At 73.2% G+C, this 17,794-nt stretch carries 12 protein-coding genes; 5 read left to right on the top strand and 7 right to left on the bottom strand.

Features of this window, described 5'->3' with window-relative positions:
• Nucleotides 1-254: 254 nt before the first annotated feature.
• The 6 genes from ACZ68P_RS31615 to ACZ68P_RS31590 all read right to left on the bottom strand — a co-directional run bounded on the left by ACZ68P_RS31615 (nt 255) and on the right by ACZ68P_RS31590 (nt 9,448).
• Nucleotides 255-1,256 (bottom strand): transcriptional regulator TrmB, encoded by a 1,002-nt coding sequence (locus tag ACZ68P_RS31615; protein ID WP_471012267.1) that lies wholly within the window; start codon nt 1,254-1,256, stop codon nt 255-257.
• 137 nt (nt 1,257-1,393) lie between these two features.
• Nucleotides 1,394-5,125 carry a S8 family peptidase gene (locus tag ACZ68P_RS31610; protein WP_471012266.1) on the bottom strand — a complete coding sequence of 1,244 codons (3,732 nt, stop codon included), beginning with the start codon at nt 5,123-5,125 and terminating at the stop codon, nt 1,394-1,396.
• 127 nt (nt 5,126-5,252) lie between these two features.
• A complete protein-coding gene (locus ACZ68P_RS31605) occupies nt 5,253-6,857 on the bottom strand; it encodes a TROVE domain-containing protein (protein WP_471012265.1) in 1,605 nt (534 codons plus the stop codon).
• 405 nt (nt 6,858-7,262) lie between these two features.
• Nucleotides 7,263-7,613, bottom strand: coding sequence for a PRC-barrel domain containing protein (locus tag ACZ68P_RS31600; protein WP_471012262.1), 351 nt, complete (start codon nt 7,611-7,613; stop codon nt 7,263-7,265).
• Between the two features lie 126 nt (nt 7,614-7,739).
• A complete protein-coding gene (locus ACZ68P_RS31595) occupies nt 7,740-8,834 on the bottom strand; it encodes a serine/threonine-protein kinase (protein ID WP_471012260.1) in 1,095 nt (364 codons plus the stop codon).
• Between the two features lie 257 nt (nt 8,835-9,091).
• A complete protein-coding gene (locus ACZ68P_RS31590; protein ID WP_471012257.1) occupies nt 9,092-9,448 on the bottom strand; it encodes a phage holin family protein in 357 nt (118 codons plus the stop codon).
• 331 nt (nt 9,449-9,779) lie between these two features.
• On the opposite strand from ACZ68P_RS31590, the gene ACZ68P_RS31585 reads away from it, so the two are divergent.
• The 4 genes from ACZ68P_RS31585 to ACZ68P_RS31570 all read left to right on the top strand — a co-directional run bounded on the left by ACZ68P_RS31585 (nt 9,780) and on the right by ACZ68P_RS31570 (nt 15,861).
• Complete coding sequence (locus tag ACZ68P_RS31585; RefSeq protein WP_471012256.1) at nt 9,780-11,441, top strand: hypothetical protein; 1,662 nt, start codon at nt 9,780-9,782, stop codon at nt 11,439-11,441.
• 141 nt (nt 11,442-11,582) lie between these two features.
• Complete coding sequence (locus ACZ68P_RS31580; protein ID WP_471012255.1) at nt 11,583-12,905, top strand: AAA family ATPase; 1,323 nt, start codon at nt 11,583-11,585, stop codon at nt 12,903-12,905.
• A 104-nt stretch (nt 12,906-13,009) separates the two neighbouring features.
• Nucleotides 13,010-14,269: a vWA domain-containing protein gene (locus tag ACZ68P_RS31575; protein WP_471012320.1), complete on the top strand. Its 1,260-nt coding sequence runs from the start codon at nt 13,010-13,012 to the stop codon at nt 14,267-14,269.
• A 362-nt stretch (nt 14,270-14,631) separates the two neighbouring features.
• The gene (locus ACZ68P_RS31570) at nt 14,632-15,861 is read left to right on the top strand and encodes a cation:proton antiporter (protein WP_471012254.1); all 1,230 of its coding nucleotides are present in this window, start codon (nt 14,632-14,634) and stop codon (nt 15,859-15,861) included.
• Nucleotides 15,862-15,963: 102 nt separating this feature from the next.
• Here ACZ68P_RS31570 and ACZ68P_RS31565 read toward each other — a convergent pair whose 3' ends face one another.
• A complete protein-coding gene (locus tag ACZ68P_RS31565) occupies nt 15,964-16,257 on the bottom strand; it encodes a YkvA family protein (RefSeq protein WP_471012251.1) in 294 nt (97 codons plus the stop codon).
• A 381-nt stretch (nt 16,258-16,638) separates the two neighbouring features.
• On the opposite strand from ACZ68P_RS31565, the gene ACZ68P_RS31560 reads away from it, so the two are divergent.
• Entirely contained in the window at nt 16,639-17,769 is a 1,131-nt protein-coding gene (locus ACZ68P_RS31560; RefSeq protein ID WP_471012248.1) for a PP2C family protein-serine/threonine phosphatase, read from the top strand.
• The last annotated feature ends 25 nt before the right edge of the window (nt 17,770-17,794 follow it).

The following is a 17,794-nucleotide window of genomic DNA, read 5'->3' as shown; positions in this document are numbered from 1 at the left end:
AGTCGACGTGGGGACAGGGCACCGCCTCCCCTCGCCGAGCGGGCGGCGACGTGCCGGTCCGGAACACGCTCGACGACCCGGGTCTCCGACACAGTTCCTTCACATTGTGATCAGTTTCATGGCCTAACGTCCACCAAAACAACCAAGTTGGTGCCTTCCGGCCCAGCGAGGGGGCAGAGCCCCGGCACAACGGGGCAGCACGAACACGCGAGTGTGGCCGGCCACGCGACCGCGGAACGGTGGGGACCCGCCCGTCAGCGCGGTTCCACCCAGCCGTGCCGGACGGCGTGGCCGCCGAGCTGCATCCGGGTCCGGACTCCGGCCATGTCCATGAGGTGGCGCAGACGCCGGTGCAGCGTGCGCGGCGACAGGCCGAGCTGGCTCGCGGCGGTCAGGTCGGTCAGCCCGGCCAGGAGGAGCGCCAGGATCTTCCGGTCGAGTTCGGTCGGACCGCTCGCGCCGAGCTCGACGGGGGACGCCGGCTCTCCGCCGCTGCCCGACAGCCCCGACAGCTCCAGCGGGTGTGCGGCACGCCAGACCGTCTCGAACAGGGCGTCCAACGCGTCAAGCAGCCCGCTGCGGTGCAGCAGCACGGCGCCGGGCTCGCCGTCCGGGGTGACCGCGAGCGGCACGAGACCGAGGTCGGCGTCGGCCAGGACGAGTTTCATGGGCAGCTCGTCTGCGACCCGTAGGCGCACGCCTTTGCCCAGCGCGTCGATCGCGTCGTCGACGATGCCCGGCTCGCCGAGCACGGCCCGGTCGAGGACCGCCCGGAACCGCACGCCACGGCCGATGGCCGCCGGCTCGGCCGTGTTCTCGTCGGGGGGCAGAGCGACGAAGGGCGCGGTGATGAAACTGCGGACCTGCGTGCGGGCCGCCTGCTGTACCTGGAGGAAGCGATGACGGATGGCGTCGACACCCGTGACCACCTCGATCAGATCGCTGATGCTGCTCCCGGTCATCGCCGCCCGGTGCTCCTCGGCGAAGGTCACCAGAGCCTGCTCGGCCCTGCGCAGACCGTCCCGGCGCTGGCTGATGAGGGAGCCGAGCGCCATGGCCGGCGGGGCGGCGGTGAACCGGTCGTCCGCCGACCTGGTCGCCAGTCCCCACCCGACCAGGCGGGCCAGGGCCGTGTCGACGAGGGCCCGGGACAGGGCGAGCGCGTCGGCGAGCGCGTCGGCGGGGGAGTGGGGCCGTCCGAGCAGCGCCCGGTAGACGTGTTCGTCGTCGGGGTCGAGGCCCAGGACATCCAGCATCGGCGACCGACTCTCTTCCGCTTGTCGCAGCGGGAAGAGTATGGGCCATGGCGGCAGATTCCGGATAGTCCCTGGTGGGAGCGGGTGGGACGGGTGGGGCCCCGGGGAGTCGCCTCCCCGGGGCCCGACGAGGCGGTTCATCGCAGGCCGTACGCCCGGATGATCTCGTTCTTCACGCCGAAGCCGCTGTCCGTCGCGGCGCTCGCGCGGAGGGAGACGTAGCCGCCGGCCTTCCCGGCCGCCCTGAACGATCCCGTCCAGGAGCCGTCGGCGCCCTTGGCCAGAGCCGTCTTCCGCCAGGTGGCGCCGTCGTCGTACGACACGTCCAGCGTCACCGAGGTGACGGAGCCCGGCACCGTGCCGAGGTCCATCGACACGGGCTCCAGCCTGATCCGCTGGGTCGTGCCGGCCTTCACGTCGCCGTGCAGGTCCGTCTCCAGCGCGTAGTCCAGGTTCAGGACCGAGAACGGCTCGAAGAAGTCCGCGTCGACGGTGTCGGACATGAACGTCCACTCGGTGTGCGTACGCGTCGACAGCCGGAAGACGTCACCGGGCCGCTCCACGTCGAGCACGGCGCGGTAGGGCAGGTTCCCCGCCGGTACCTCGACCCACTGCATGTCCCCGCTGACGGGGTTGTCGTGGATCAGCGTGTCGCCCTGGAAGACCCGCAGATGAGACGGTGTCTCCCCCCACGGCAGGTAGCCGCCGAGCCGCATGGTGTCGCTGGCCGAGGCCCACGCCTGCACGTTCCAGGTCATCATGTTCTGCCAGCGGGAGTTGTACACCCCGAAGGACTCGCTCTGCGCGGGACGGGTGACCGGCGCGAACCAGTCCAGCCGGGTGGTGCCGCCCTTGGCGTACGTGTTGTCGCCCGACACCATCGTCCACGGCAGGGGTCCGTCGGTGCCCTGGGTGTGGAACTCCCGCCACACCTGACCGGGCGTCACCCACTCGGTGCGGGTGCCCGGGTGCCATTCGGGCTCGGGGAAGTTGAAGGACGGGCTGAGGGTGAAGTCGGAACGGTAGCCCTCCGCCGACCGGCCCCCGGCGGCCGCGTAGTACCGGGCGTCGATCCGGGCGAGGTCGTCCTTGGCGGGCTTGTAGACCAGGGCCCGGTCCGGGACCTGACCGGGATAGTCCCGGGTCAGGTCGTAGACGTACGGCGTGTGCTCGGTCTGCGTCACGGTCAGGGGCAGGGTGCCCGCCCTGGCCATCGCGAGGAGGGCCTTGCCCGCGTCGCGGTGCACGGTGGCGACCGGGATGGCCGACTCGCCGACGTACTCCATCAACGTGCCGACACCGTCGTTGACCACGATCAGCGCCTTGGCACCGGCCGCGGCCGCGGCCTCGGCGCGCTCCTGGGGCGAGACCTCGTCGCTGCGCTCGACGACGACGACCTTCCCCTTGGCGTCGACCTTCCCGTACGAGGCCGCCGCGCCGTCGCCCGCGTAAACGGTGTCCAGTCTGTCCGTGGACGTCCCCAGCGCGCTGCCCGCCTGCACCCGTGCCTCGAACCGGAGCCGGCCGCCCGGCGTGCTCAGAGCGAGCTGCGGCTCGCCCTTGCGCCAGCGGGTGATCAGCATGAACTCGCCCCGCTTCATCGTCTCCGTCGGCGCGACGTAGACGTCGTCGTACGTCGGCGGCACCACATAGGCGCTGCGGTAGTCCAGGTACGGGTCGAGGCCCGTGTAGTGGACGTTGAAGTCGACCTTGCGCTGGCGGTCCTCGGTGAGCTGGGGCGCCTCGGTCCGCAGCAGGCGGGCCTTGCTCGCGTCCAGCACGACCTCCGCGGAACCGTCCTCGAGCACGGTCTCCGGATCGACGAGCACGGCCACACCCGAGCGGTCCGCCTTCTCGCCCGCCACGTCGAGGTACCCCGCGACGGTGTAGAGGCCGGGGGCCATGCGCATCGTGGTCGAGCCCTCGACGTAGACGTTCCACGGCCAGACGTCGCCGGCCAGGTTGATGCCGACCCAGCCCGCGGCGGGCTTGCCGTCCTTGCCGACCAGCTTGATGTTCAGGTCGTAGCGCTCCTCCTCCTTGAGCAGCGCGACGGACGTGCGGGTCACCGGCTGCCCGGTGGCCGCGTCGGTCGCGGTCACGTAGCCGGCGTGCCGGCCCGCCGAGGCGGCCTGCGGGTCGCCCGTCACCGGCACGGCGGCGGTGCCGCCCGCCGGGACGGTCACCTTGCCCACTCCGAGTGCGAACGGCCCGTCCTCGTCGGTCAGCGCGAGGTTCAGCGTGACGTCGGCGGGACCGGTGTTGGTGAAAGTCAGGTCCTTGGTGACGGCGACGTCGCTCGGCTGGTGCGGCCAGGTGTAGCTGCCGAAGAAGAGCGATCCGGTGGCGCGGACCGTGGTGCGCACGGCGGCGGCCACGTCGAGACGGCCGGTGCCGACCTCGTACGGCGAGTACCCGTCCAGGCCCTTCGCCGTGCTCGTCAGGTGTTCCTTGAGCTGCGCGCCGGTCCAGTCCGGGTGCCGCTGGGCCAGGATCGCCGCCGCTCCGGCGACGTGCGGGGTGGCCATGGACGTGCCGCTGATGGTGCGGTAGAGCCCCTCACCGCCGTCGGTCATCTCCTGCGAGCGGGCCGCGGTGATGTCCACGCCGGGCGCCGCGATGTCCGGCTTCATGCCGCCGCTGTAGGCCAGCGGGCCGGTGCTGGAGAAGGACGCGAGGCGGTCCTCCTTGTCCGTGGCCGCCACGGTCAGCGCCGAGGCGGCGGCACCCGGAGCGGAGACGGTCTCCGGGCCCGCGTTGCCGGCGGCTATGACGAACAGCGTGCCGTACCGCTCCGAGAGCGCGTCGACCGTCCGCGACATTGGGTCGCTGCCGTCCGTCGGGTAGGAGTCGCCGAGGCTCATGTTGACGACGTCCGCCCCGGACTCGGCGGCCCACTGCATGCCGGCCATGACCCAGGAGTCCTGACCGTAGCCTTCCTTGCCGCCGAGCACCTTGCCGACGAACAGGTCGGCGCCGGGGGCGACGCCCTTGTCGCCGCCGCCGGACCCGGCGCCCGAACCGACGATCGTGCCTGCGACGTGCGTGCCATGGCCGTTGACGTCGGTGACGGCCTCACCCGGCACGAAGCTGGCCGTGCCGTCGATCAGGCCCTCGAAGTCGGGATGGTTGACGTCGATTCCGGTGTCGAGCACCGCGACCTTGACGCCCTTGCCCGTGTAGCCGGCCGCCCACGCCTCGGGCGCGCCGATCAGCGGCACGCTCTCCTTCAGGCTGGCCTTCACGCGACCGTCGAGCCACAGCTTCTCCACGCTCGCACCCAACGTCGTACGCCCCCGCGGGGCGACGGCGGTCCAGAAGGTGCGGGCCTGCCGCTTCTCCGTGCTGAGCACGGCCCCGCGGATGCCCGGGAGCTTGCGGGTGAGCTTGCTGCCCCGGGGGGCCGTCGGCTCCACGGCCGCGCGGGACGTCGTCGGAGCGTACGTCGCGATGAGCGGCACGGCGGCCGACTTCGCGTCGTCGTAGCCCATCTCGATCAGGTCGGTGACGTTGAACAGCCGCTTGTCCAGCTTGTCCGTGCCCAGCAGGGGCACCGCCTCGTCGGGGACGACGAACAGGTCGCCCCCGACCTGCTGGACCTTCACGCCGCCGACGGCGCTGTCCGGCCGGTCGATGTCGGCGCTCTGCCTGCCGTCGGCCATCGTGGTGACCGTGACGACGTCGCCGGTGACCAGGGTGACCTTGTGGGTCGCCGAGGGCTTGGCGGGAACGGTGGGCTTGCTCGGGGCGGCCTGTGCGGGCGCTTGCAGAACACCGAGCCCTGACGCCAGCAGGGGCACCGCGGCGGCGACCGAGAGCAGCCGCCGGCGTCTGCGCCCGAAGGCGGATGAGTGCGAGGGGGAGAACATGCCATGGGTCTATCGGCCGGTGGCTCCGAGGTGAAGGCAGGTTGGCGGCAAGTCCTCGCCATGGCAAGTACTTGCCAGCAGCGAATCCCCGGAATCCAGTGAAACCGGACAGGGACGCCCGCGTGCGCTACGCCGGGTCGGCGTTCCACGGCCAGGCGGCGCGGCGGCCGGACTCGATGAGACCGACCATCCGGAAGGCGGCGTCGGTGAGCCCTCCGAAGGTGTGCCGGTGAGGGCCCGCCGGACCGTGGGCGGGGCGGTACCCCGCCAGGTTCCAGGTGTAGACCGGGATGTCGTCCGGCACCGGTTCCGCCGGCCCGCCGGGGCCGTACGGCGCCGCCTGCTCGTCGGTGACGACGAGGACCCGGTCGTGTCCGCTGTAGTGGGTGCGGACCGCCGTCGCGGTGGAGGTGCCGCCGAGGCGGTGAAAGCGCTCCGCCATCTCGAGGACCGGCTCTCCGGCCCGGTACGGCACCACCTTGCTGGACCAGCCGAACTCGACCAGGTCCGCCTGCTCGGCGCGCAGGGCCAGCGCGGAACCGAACACGGCCGCCGCGTCCGCCCGGGTCAGCGTGGACCGCTCGGAGACCGTGTCCCAGAACATCGAGTCGGACCGGTCCACCAGGATCAGCGTCCGGCCGGGCAGGGACGGTACGTTGCCCAGCGAGTGGCCCAGTGCCCGCTCCAGCGGTGCCTTCCAGCGCGGCGACGGCGCCTGTCGGTGGGCGGCGAGATAGCGGAAGGGGAACTGCCGGGACCGGGAGACCTCCACGGCGTCGGAGATGCGCTCGGCGACCCGGGCCGCCGTCTCGTCCGAGATTCCGGCCTCGTCGAAGTTTCGGAGGTTCCGCAGGAGCGCCATCGGCGCCATCGAGGGGAGCACGGCCTCCCAGACGGCGGCGTCCAGCGGTCCGTGGAGCCAGCCCGCCAGGGCCTCCCAGGTCATGCCCGCCTCCGCGAGCCGCTCGGCACCGCCCGGCCCGGTCACGACGGCCCGCCGCTCGGCCACCGGCAGCTCCATGAGCGCCCGTCGCGCGGTGAGCAGCCGGTCGGAGGCCGGTGGAACGGCCTGCTCCGGATGGTGCCGGCGGTCCAGGGCGTAGCGGAAGAGCGCCCCCTGCCAGGGCTTGTCCGGGGCGGGGGAGGCGTGTACCACGTTGAGCACGTCGCCGAAGCGGAAGTCCTGGGCGTCGGTGTCGTACTTCAGCAGCGACCGGGACGAGTACAGGCGGCGCGCGGCGTCGGCGACGCCCCGCTTCACCGGCTGCGGTACGTTCCGCCCGTACTCCGCCGTCCAGTGCGCGAGCAACGCGCCGGGCTCGTCGGCGCGCTGGAGCACCGAGTCGATGACGGACCGGTTGGAAGGGCCCGCGCACGCCCCTGCTTGGAGCCGGGCCCGGACGTACGCGGCCGCGCCGACCAGGGACGCCGTGCGCAGGTTGCCCTCGCCACGGAGCCAGCGCAGCAGGCCGGCCGTCCAGTCGGGGTCCTCGACCGCGAGCGTGCCCACGAGCCGGGCGTAGCGGTCGTCGCGCTCCTGGCCGCCTTCGTAGAAGGTCCGCTGGGACACGAAGTTGCCGACGGCCAGCAGGAAGAGTTCGTCCCGAGGCTCCCGGACGAAGGCCGGGCCGCCTTCGTAGGTCAGGGTGTGCGGCGCGGCGGGCGAGTGGTGGGCCCGCGGCGGGGCCGGAGCGGTACGGGCCGCCGCCGAGATGTGCGGGGCGACGAGCATCTCCGGCCAGATCTTGGAGACGCGCTGGGTGTGACGAGGCAGTGAATCCCCCGGATCCAAGGAACGAAAAGCCCGGCCGAGAGATCCGACGACAGGCGGGGCGAAGGGCGGCCGCGCCTCCCGAGATCAAGGGGGCGGCGGCGTCACTTGTTTGTCAGAGGAAGTAGCCGCAGCCGAGCGCATCGGGGGCGCGGTCGCACCGCCACGGTATGCGGGCCGCCGGACCGCACGCCAGTGATTTGTTCTCCGCGGCCGCCCGCGGAAAGCACGCCTGCCGCCCCGTCCAGGCCGCCGCCCTCGCGCTCGATGCCGCCTTGGGTTGCAGAGCCGGACGTCGGGAGGACGGCGGAGCCCTGTCGGGCGGGAGATCCGCGCCGACAGGGCTCCTGTGAGGCATCCGGGCGCCTACCGGAAGAACGCGAGGTAGTAGTCGGCGAACTTCATGCGGTGCTGTTCGTCCGTGTCCGGCTCGTCCGGGACGAACTCCGGAGCGTCCTTGATCTGCTCCTTCGTGCGGCTGACGAAGACGGTCTCCGTCGCCCTGTCCACGGCGGTGATGATGCCGGCCGGGATCACGACGTTTTTGCCGAGGATCCACGGCCCGGTGTCCACGACCAGGTGGCAGCAGCCGACGTCCGCGGAGTGCTTGTCGACCTTTCCGATACCGCCGTCCGTCGCTTCGACCTGGAATCCGGTCAGGTTCATGTCGGCCGCGTGGGTCGCGGTCTCGGAGAAGGACCAGATGTCGGGGAGCATGCCCACTTCCTTCCTGCGGGGCCCGCGGGGAGTCCACGGCCCGTGCTGACTCTCCTTGTTGCCCGGCGCGGGCGGTTCACACCGCGGACCCGCCGAGCCACCGGGACGAGCCCGGACCGGGCGGCGTCAGCCCTGACCGTCGGCGTGGGACGTGGCGGTCCGGAGGGTCTCGGAACGCGGAACGGAGTCCGCCGCAGCGCCGATCGAGCCGGTCAGCGTGACGCCGAGCACGGCCAGTGCCGTGCCGGTGGCGAGCAGAGCGCGGCCCGAGCGCAGGGAGGCGGAGGCCGGGGGAGGGGAGTCCGGGGGCGGCGGCCCCTCGCTCGGCGTCGCCGCGACCGGCCCGGCACCACCCGTGCGGGCACGGCCACGCCTACGGATGCCCGCCTCTCCGCCCGGCATGGCGGCCAGCCTCCGTGCGCAGGCCCGGGCGTCCGGCCTGTTCGTCTCGTCCGGGGCCGTCATGGCCTCCAGCAGCTCGACCAGATCCGCCGGAAGGCCGGGGGGAACGACCGGCGGCCGGTGCAGTCGCGCCAGTGCGGCCTCCAACGGCGGTCCCGCGTACTCCAGTTCACCTTTCAGCGACTCCAGGAGCACCAGCCCGAGGCTGTAGACGTCGGACGCCGGCGCCGCTCCTTTCCCCAGCACCTGCTCCGGCGCCATGTAGGCCGCGGTTCCCACCAGAGCGCCGGTGGTGGTGTGGGCGGTGGTGGTGTCGAGCAGCCTGGCTATGCCGAAGTCGGTCAGATAGGGCGTGCCCGTCCCGTCGAGGAGGATGTTGGACGGCTTGACGTCGCGGTGGACGACACCGGCCTCGTGCACATGGGCGAGCGCCGAAGCCAGGGCGGAGCCGACCCGGGAGACGTCGGCAGGCGCCAGGGGGGCCGTGGCGATGCGCCGCCGCAGCGTCGTCCCCTCGACGAGCTGCATCACCAGGAAGGGCCGCCCGTCGTCCTCGCCGGAGTCGTACACGGTCACCAGGCCGGGGTGCCGCATCCGGGCCAGCAGACGGCCCTCGCCGTAGAAGCGTTCCTCCGTCTGGGACTCGCTGCCGGGCCGGAAGACCTTGACCGCCACCGGCCGCCGCAGTCTCAGGTCCAGCGCCTCGTACACGTCGGCCGCACCTCCACGCCCCAACAGGTCGTCGAGCCGGTAGCGACCGGCGACCACGTGAGCCGTGAGCCGGAGATCCGGTCGGACCGACCACGCGCGGACCTTCATCTGTGCTCCCTGGATTCCGTTGTCACCTTCCGCTGTCCGCTCGCGGACGTACGTCCAGGCCGGGCCGATGCGTGGCCCATGAGCGCCGGGGCAGCGGCGGACGCCGTGCGGCCCGCCCGCGGACCCACCCGTGTGCGAGCACGGAGTACGCGTGCCCCCTGAACCTCACACCATCCGTGGAGGGCCGGAAATATCGGAGAGAGGTGTCAACTCACGTGCTTGCGGAGCCGTTTGGGCGGCGGACGGGTGGAGCCCCGTCAGTTCGCCAGTTCGTCGGCCACGTCCTTCACCGAGTCCAGCGAGACCGCCAGCGCCTCCCGCGAAGCGGCTCGGGCCCGGCGCAGTCGTTCGTAGCCGTACCCGGCGAACGTCGCGGCCCCGATGCCGTACACGGCGGCGAGCGCCCCGGCCGCCCGCGGCGCCGGCCACACCCGCTCCAGCGCCCGCACCGCCGACTCGTGCGCGGCCAGCACGGCGAGCACTCCGAGCACCCCGCCCGCGCCCAGTGCGGCCGAGCCCCGGCGCCCCTCGGACACGGCGGTCACCCACTCCGCCTTCACCTGGTCGACGTCCTCACGGACCATCTCGATCACATCGCGTGACAATGCCTGCATGTCTTCCCGGTACCCCTGACGCGGCCGTGTACGCGAGGGCTTCGGCGTCACCCCCATGGACGCGGCCCCGCCGGCGCGTGAGCGCGGGCGGGGCCGGTCGGGATTCCCATGGCGGTGAGAGACCCCTGGAGGAAGCGGTGTTCGCTTCGCCGTGCTCAACGATCAACGGCGCGCGCGGTCACGGGCGGCGGTGGACCATCGCCCGCCGAGCGTCGTTCGATCACCCGGGCGAAACCTCCTGGGGGATCGAACGGCGGTGGGTTACGATGCCGGAGATGATGAACCTCTCCTCGTACCGATTGGGGGACTCGTTCGCACAAGGTGAGTGCTGATGGCACATCACTTCGCGAACGAGATTCCGACCCGTCTTCAGATGTGGCAGCGCGTGCGCGAGTACGCCGTGCCACCGTCCATGATCGAGACCGCCACCGCACGGCGTGCGGTCGGTGACTGGGCGGGGGCCTGCGCCGCCGCCCGGATCGACGTCGACCTCGATCTGCGCGCCGTGGCCGACCGCCACGGCACCGATCTCGCCGGCCGGCTCCGTGCCGACCTGCGTCACCTGGCGCCGGATCTGCTCCGCTGGCACATGCCTCGCATCGCCCCCGACGGACGGCTCCGGCCCGGCCTCACCCTGACGCTCGCTCGTTACGACAGTGCCGCGCCGCTGAGCCTGGTGGTGCGCACACCGCCGGCCTGGGCGGATGCCGGACAGCGCATGTCACTTGCCGTATGGGACGGCTCCGGGTACGACGTTCCCGGCCGCGCTTCGCACACCCACCCGCATCCGTTTCCCGAACGGCGCTTCCGGTTCGACCTGCACCGGCATCTCTGGGACGCGGCGCGCAGCGGTGACGTGGCCCGGCGGTGCGGCGCGGACGGGCCACCGCCGTCCACGGCACCACCCGACCGGCCCGACGTACGCGAGCTGCTCGACGCGCTCGACGTACCCGACCGGCCTGACGTACCCGATCCGCTCGGCGTACCCCACCGGCCTGACGGACCCGGCGTGCTCGGCCTGTCCGACCCGGGTGGCAGGCCCCCGACGCCGGCCCTCCTCGGCGCCCCCTGGGCGGTCACGACATGGGCGGCCGAGGCGGAGTCGCTGTTGCGGTCCGAAGGGCACGGTCCGCGCGGCGCGTTCACCGTACGGCTCGGCACCCGACGGCGCGCCGTGCTCGAACTCGTCGCCCCCGACGACGGCCACGCCCCGGTCCTCCGGCCGCTGCGGGAGTTGCTGCCGCCCCAGGAGGTGGCGGCGCTTCCGGTGCTGCCGGAAGCGGCGGCCCGCACCCTCCCCGACCTGGAGTTGCTGCGTGCCGGGCTGATCACGGCGGAGAGGCTGCACCCTCTCGTCGGCGGGGCTCTGGCTGCCTCCGTCCCCGCCGTGGCGTCCCGTTCGGTGGGTCCGTTCGGCCCGGTCGTCGTCTCCGGCATGGCACCGGCCTCCGGCCCGGTTCACACGACCGATGATCCGCACCGGGTGGAGTGCCGGGGCGAAATTCACCGGATCGCCTTGCGGGACGGCGTGTTGACGGCTGTCGACCACGACCGGGTCACCCTGCGCAGGGAGGCCCTGCTGGTGGCGCTCGGCGGGCCTGCGCTGCCCTGCCTGCGGGCGATCGACGCGGTGCACCGCAACCCGGAGGCTTTGCCCGCGGTCAGGGAACGGCTCGGCCACGGCGATGTCTCCGGGGCGCTGGCCGTCGTCGTGGGGCTCCTCGGTCCCGGTGCGGTCCTGCGTGACGGCCCGCTCCGGGAGGAACTGCTGTCCGCCGCGGCCCGCCGCATCGACCAGGGCCTCTACCGGGCGGGGCTGGTCCCCGAGCATCCCGCCGCCGGTACACGGGCCGACACGGCGGGGGACGGGAACGCCGCAGGGGCCTCGCCCGCCGGGGCGGGCCCCCGTCCCCGGATCGACCGCCGTACGCCCCTCGTGATGCGCCGCAAGCGCGGCAGCCTGACCCGGCCCCGCACCGGCCTGTCCCGGTGACCGGCTCCGCCTCCTGAACTCCGCCTCCTGAGCACCGCTTCCTGAACTCCGATGCTCACACCGCGCATCGAGCGCTTCCGTGCTACCCCACACTTCCGGGACGGCTCACCCCGTTCCCCGAACCCCCTCAGGTGATGCCTCATGACGTCCAGCACCCTCCTGCCCACCCCAGCCCCCGCCTCGGTCTCCGTCCCGACGGCCGTGCGGCCCGTACCCTTCTGCGCCGACGCACCGGGAACCGGCACCCGCCTCGCCCTGGCCGACGACCTCCTCGGGCTGCTGCGGACGACGACCACCGAGCCGCGCCCCGACGAGCAGCTCGAAGCGCTCACCCTGGCCGTCGCCGCCGACCTGCCCGTCCTGCTCTGGGGCGAACCGGGCATCGGCAAGACCGCCGCCCTGACCCAGCTCGCCACCTCCCTCGACCTGCCGCTGACGACCGTCATCGCCAGCGTCCACGAGCCGTCCGACTTCTCCGGACTGCCCATCGTGGGCGACGACCCGGCGGTACGGGGGGTACCGATGGCGCCCCCGCAGTGGGCCGTGGAACTCGTCCGCGCCGGGCGGGGCCTGCTCTTCCTGGACGAGCTCTCTACCGCCACCCCCGCGGTCCAGGCCGCGCTGCTCCGGGTGGTCCTGGAGAGGAGGGTCGGCACGCTCACGCTGCCGCCTGGCGTGCGGATCGTGGCCGCCGCCAATCCGCGCGCCTCGGCGGCGGACGGATGGGAGCTCAGCCCCCCGCTGGCCAACCGGTTCGTGCATCTGCACTGGGTGCACGACCGGGAGGTGGTGGTACGCGGACTGGGAGGCGTCTGGCCCCGGGCGGAGCTGCCCCGGCTCGCCCCGGACAGGCTGCCGGAGGCCGTGACCTTCGCCCGCCGCGCGGTCTGCGGCTTCCTGGAGGCCCGGCCGAAGCTGATCCACCGGCTGCCGACCACCGAGACCCAGCGCGGGGGCGCGTGGCCCTCACCCCGGAGCTGGGAGGCCGCGCTGACCCTGCTGGCCTTCGGAACGGCGGCGTCCGTCTCCCGGGAGGTGCTGGCACTGCTGGTCCGAGGGGCGGTGGGGGACGGGCCAGGCCTCGAACTCCTCGCCCATCTCGACCGGATGGACCTGCCCGACCCCGAGTCGCTGCTGGCCGATCCGTCCCACGCCGAACTGCCGGAGCGCGGTGATCTGCGCCAGGCGGCTCTGGAGGCGGTGGTGGCCGCCGTCGGGGCGCGCCCGGAGCGGGAGCGGTGGGAGGCGGGCTGGGCCGTGCTGGTCCGCGCGCTGGAGACGGGTGCCCCGGATCTGCTCGTCGCCCCGGCGACGGTGCTCGCGACGTTGCGGCGCGACGACTGGGAGATCCCGAAGGCGGTGGAACGGCTGGCCGGGGTGATCGATCTGGCCCGCCGCGCGGACCAATCGGTCGGACGTGCGGCGGCGGCCGACGCCGGGCGCGTGACGCGGACGCGCCGATGACGAGGGCCGTACGGCCCCCGGCGCCGTACCGCACGTCCCCGCCCCCGCTTCCGCGCCCGATGTCCCCGCCCCCGCCGCCACGCCCGGTGCGGGCCACCGTGCCGATGCCGCCGGCCGGTCCGGCCCGGCCCGGCGGTACGCCCCGACTTCCGCTGGACAGGGAGAAGTTGCTGGCCGCCCGGCTGCACGCGGTTACCGTGCGTCCCTATCTGGCGGCCGCGCTCTTCGCGTTGCACGTGGTGGAGGACCGGTCGGTGCCGACGATGGCGGTCGACGCGTACTGGCGCTGCTACGTCTCCCCGGGCTTCGTGGCGTCCACTCCGGTCGAGGAGCTTGCCGGGGTCTGGGTGCACGAGGTCTCCCACCTGCTCCGGGACCACCACGGGCGGGGCGAGCGGTACGCGAGGGAGCACGGCGAACACGGGCCGGGGGAGCGGCTGCGGCGCAACATCGCCGCCGACTTCGAGATCAACGACGACATCTACGGCGACGGCCTGCCCCGGCCCGCCGGGGCGGTGATGCCGTCGTTGCTGCGGCTGCCCGAGGGGCAGCTGATGGAGGAGTACCTGCGCACGGCGTCGCTGTCCGGGCTCGCCGCCGACCTGGCCTGGCTGGACTGCGGCAGCGGCGCCGACGGGCACGAACGGCCGTGGGAGCTGGGGCCCGACGGAGCGCACGGGCTGAGCGGACAGCAGCGGGACGCGGTCCGCTTCCGGGTCGCGGAGGGCATCAAGGGCCGTCCGGGTGACGCGCCGGAGGGGTGGCGCCGATGGGCGGAGGAGGCGTTCCATCCGCCGCAGCCGTGGAAGCGGCTGCTGGGGGCCGCGATCCGTTCGGCCGCGGGAGCGCCCGGGGTGGGCGAGAACCACAGCTACCGGCGCCCGAGCCGCCGCTCGGCCAGTGTCCCCGGGGTGGTGCTGCCGAGCCTGCGCCGCATGCCGCCCCGGGTGTGCGTGGTCATCGACACCTCCGGGTCGGTGAGCGACGCCGAGCTGGGCGGCGCGCTCCTGGAGGTGGCGGCGATCTCGCGGGCCGTGGGCGGGCGGCGCGACCTGGTCTCGGTGATCTCCTGTGACGCGGCGGCCGGTGTCGCCGTACCGCTCTGCCGCGCGGAGAACCTCGAACTGGTCGGGGGCGGCGGAACCGATCTGCGCTCCGGGTTCGCCCGGGCGCTCCGCACCCGGCCACGCCCGGACGTCATCGTCGCCCTGACGGACGGCCAGACGCCCTGGCCCTCCGCGCAACCACCCTGCCGCACCGTCGTCGGTCTCTTCCCCCGGCCGGCCCGCGCCGTGGACGAGGAGGACCCCGACTACGTCCCCGACACGCCGCCCGCCTGGGCACGTGTCGTCACCATCGCGTGACACCTGGTCCCCGGCCATCTGCCCGGCCCGCCGGACCCGGAGACCTGGCCCCGGCCCACCGGGCCCGGGCGCCCGAGTCGGGGCCACCTGACTCCGGCCCACCTGAGTCGGTCACTTGGCCTCGGCACACCGGACCGGGCCGCTTGGCCTCGGCACACCGGACCGGGCCGCCTGGCCCCGGCCCACCGGCCCCGGCCGCCCGAGGCTGGGGCCGGCGGCCCCGGGCCCCCGGTGTCGCCGGGCCGGACCGCACGGCCCGCCGCACGGGGGGTGAGGCGGCCCCCCGTCGGCGTGCTCGCGCCGGTCGCCGGGGCATCCGCTCTAGTCTGCGGCTGTATCGGAAGACCCCTTCGAAAGCGCGGATGCTCTTGCTTGCCGTCACCGTCATCGCGGGCATTCTGTTCACCTGGTGCGTCCTCTCGCACCGGCTCGCGCGGTGGAGCATCACCGCGCCGATCGCCATGATGGCGGCAGGCATCGCCCTCACCAGCGGATCGGACCCGCCGCTCGTCTTCGACTTCGGTGACATGGCGGGCTTCGAGCACGCGGTGGAGGTCGTCCTCGCGCTGCTGCTCTTCGTCGACGCGACCGAGGTTCCCTCGGGAGTCATCCGCCGGGAGAGGAGCGTCGTCACCCGCCTCGTGGGAGGCGCGCTGCCCCTCACCCTGGGTGCCGCCTTCCTCACCGCGCTCGTCTTCTTCCCCGACCAGCCCGGCTGGATCCTGGCGGCGCTGGCGACCGTGGTCGTCCCCCTCGATCTGGCGCCCACCGCGGCCGTCGTGCGGGACAAGCGGATCCCGGCGCGGCTGCGAGACGTGCTCAACGTCGAGGGAGGCCTGAACGACGGCATCGTCTCACCGGTGTTCCTGCTGTGCGTCGCCGCCGCCGGAGAGGCCCACACGGGCGGCGGCGACTACGCCGAGGCCGTCCTCGACGCCGTCGGATCGGCGGCCTGGGCCGTCCTGGCCGGATCGCTCGTCGGCGCGGTGGCAGGCCGGCTGCTGCGCCTGGCCTGGGCGAGGGGCTGGACGCAGCCCGCGGCGACGAGGCTGGGGGTCCTGAGCGTTCCCATCGCCGCGTACAGCCTGTCGTCGGCCCTGGGCGGCAACGGATTCGTCGCCTCCTTCGTGGCGGGCGTCTGCATCGCGCCGGCGATGAGGCATCTGCCCAAGGACGCCGTGGAGATGACCGACGACCTGGTCACGCTGCTGACGCTCGCCCTGTGGTTCCTGTTCGGACAGATCGTCAACGACGAGTTCTGGGACGGCTTCCACCTCTCCGTCATCCTCTACGCCCTCCTTGCGGTCACGCTGGTGCGCATGGTGCCCGTGATACTCGCCCTGATCGGTACGGATCTGTCCCTGGGCGACCGCCTCTTCCTCGGATGGATGGGGCCCCGGGGCGTGACCTCGGTGGTCTTCGGCCTCCTCGCCGCGGTCGAACTGCGCGAGGAGGGCGGTGGCTTCATCTCCCGGGTGATGGTGATCACCGTCATGATCAGCATCGTGCTGCACGGCCTGAGCGCCGAGCCCCTGGGCCGCCGCTACGCTCGCCGCCGGGCCGGGTCACCGGAGCCGAAGCGCGTGGCCTGACCGGCCCCCGGCCATCGGCCGCGCGCGGTCCGAGGCGCCGCCCCTGCACGGGGCCGCCGCCCGCGTGCGCCCCCGCTCCGCCGGGCGTCGCCAGGGGGCCGCTCAGCCCGGCAGCTCCTTGCGGTCGGCCCCGCTCCTGGCCGCCGCCGAGTGCAACGCGCGCAGCGCCACCAGGAGGACGCCGACGTCGTCCAGGTACACCGGGTCAGGGAGCAGGTCGATCGGCGACACCGTGTAGATCACCGCGGTCCAGAACAGCGCCTTGGACTGCAACGGGACACCGGAATCCCTGAGCAACCTGCGTGCCCGGAAGACGCGTACGAGCAGTACGGCCGCGCAGCCGGCCACCGCGAGCGCCAGAACCGCGGCCACCACGAGCCAGAGGGAGCTGTCCATAGGTCCTCTTCTACCCGTTCGAGGGGCTTCGACGTCGGCATAGTCCGTGAAACGGCCGTCAGGCCGGGTGGGGCGGCAGTCGTCGGGTTCCGTGCCGGTGATGCCCTCGGGCGCGTGGTCGCCGGGGACCGGAGGGCCGTGGACGAGGACGTACCGCTGGGGGTCCTCCAGAGCCCGGCCAGGTCGAGGCGGACGTCTCCACCGCGACCGACCTGCTGCGCCAGGGGCTCGAGGCGTGGTTGCGCGACCTCACGACCGCCGCCGGGGACCGCTCCGCCATCCGGGCGCACCGGACCACGGTGCCGTCCCCGGCCGGAGAAGTGCCGCCCTGCGGCCGTGTCGCGGCTGGTGCAGAGTGGGGGTGTGGACCTGCGGCGACGCTTGACGGATCCGAGGCGGCTCTGGCGATCGGGGCACGGGCTGCTCGTCATCCCGCTCGGGCTGATCGTCGTGATCACGGTCGTCGACGTCCTGGCACCGGGGGACATCCACCTGGGGCCCCTGCTGATCGTCGCCCCCGCCATCACGCCCTGGTTCGCGGGCGCCTGGCTGACCGGTCTGGTCGGCGCGCTCACCGTGGCGGCTCAGGTGGTGATCGCCCTGCTGCGAGACCGGGACGAGCTGTTCTCGACCAACCACCAGGTCCAGATCGCGGCCCTGGCGGTGCTCTCGACGGTCATCGTCGTCTTCTGCCACCAGCGCGAGCGCCGTGGACGTCAGCTGAGCAAGGCCCGGTCCGTGGCCGAAGCCACCCAACGCGTGGTCCTGCGTCCGCTGCCCCACCGTATAGGCCCCCTGCGGATCGCCTCGGTATACCGGGCGGCGGACGACGAAGCGCAGATCGGCGGGGACCTCTACGCGGCGGCCCGCACCGCGCACGGCACCCGACTGCTCATCGGCGACGTCCGGGGCAAAGGGATGACCGCCATCGGCGAGGCCTCCGTGATCATGGGCGCCTTCCGCGAGGCCACCCACCGGTCGGCCACTCTCGCCGAACTCGCCGGAGCGCTCGAGGACAGCATCTGCCGGTATCTGGCCGAGCACGCCCCCCACGCCGGGTCCGACGACCTCGGTGAGCACTTCGTCACCGCTCTGATGGTCGAGATCCCGGACGACGACCCCGTCACCCGGATGATCAACTGCGGGCATCCACCGCCCCTGCTGCTGAACCGGCACGGCGTGACCCCGCTGTCCCCGAGCCACGCCGAGCCCCCGCTGGGCATGTGCGACCTGCCCAGGACCGACCTGACCCCCGACACGTTCGTCTTCGATGCCGACGACACGCTCCTGCTCTACACGGACGGCGTGATCGAGGCCCGCTCACCCGACGGATCCTTCTACCCTCTCGCCGAGCGCGTCGCCCGGTGGACCGGCACGGCCCCCGAGCCGCTGCTGGACCACGTACGCACCGATCTCACGGCCCATGTCGGCGGACACCTGAACGACGACGCGGCCGCGGTGGCCGTCCATCGCACCCCTCGGCTCGATCCCGCCCCCCGAGAGAACCCGTAGACGGAGCCGGAACCTTCCAAGCACC

This window comes from Streptomyces sp. NPDC036822 (assembly GCF_055609145.1).
Note: the sequence above shows the minus strand (reverse complement) of the source record. Positions and strands in the feature narration are given on the sequence as shown.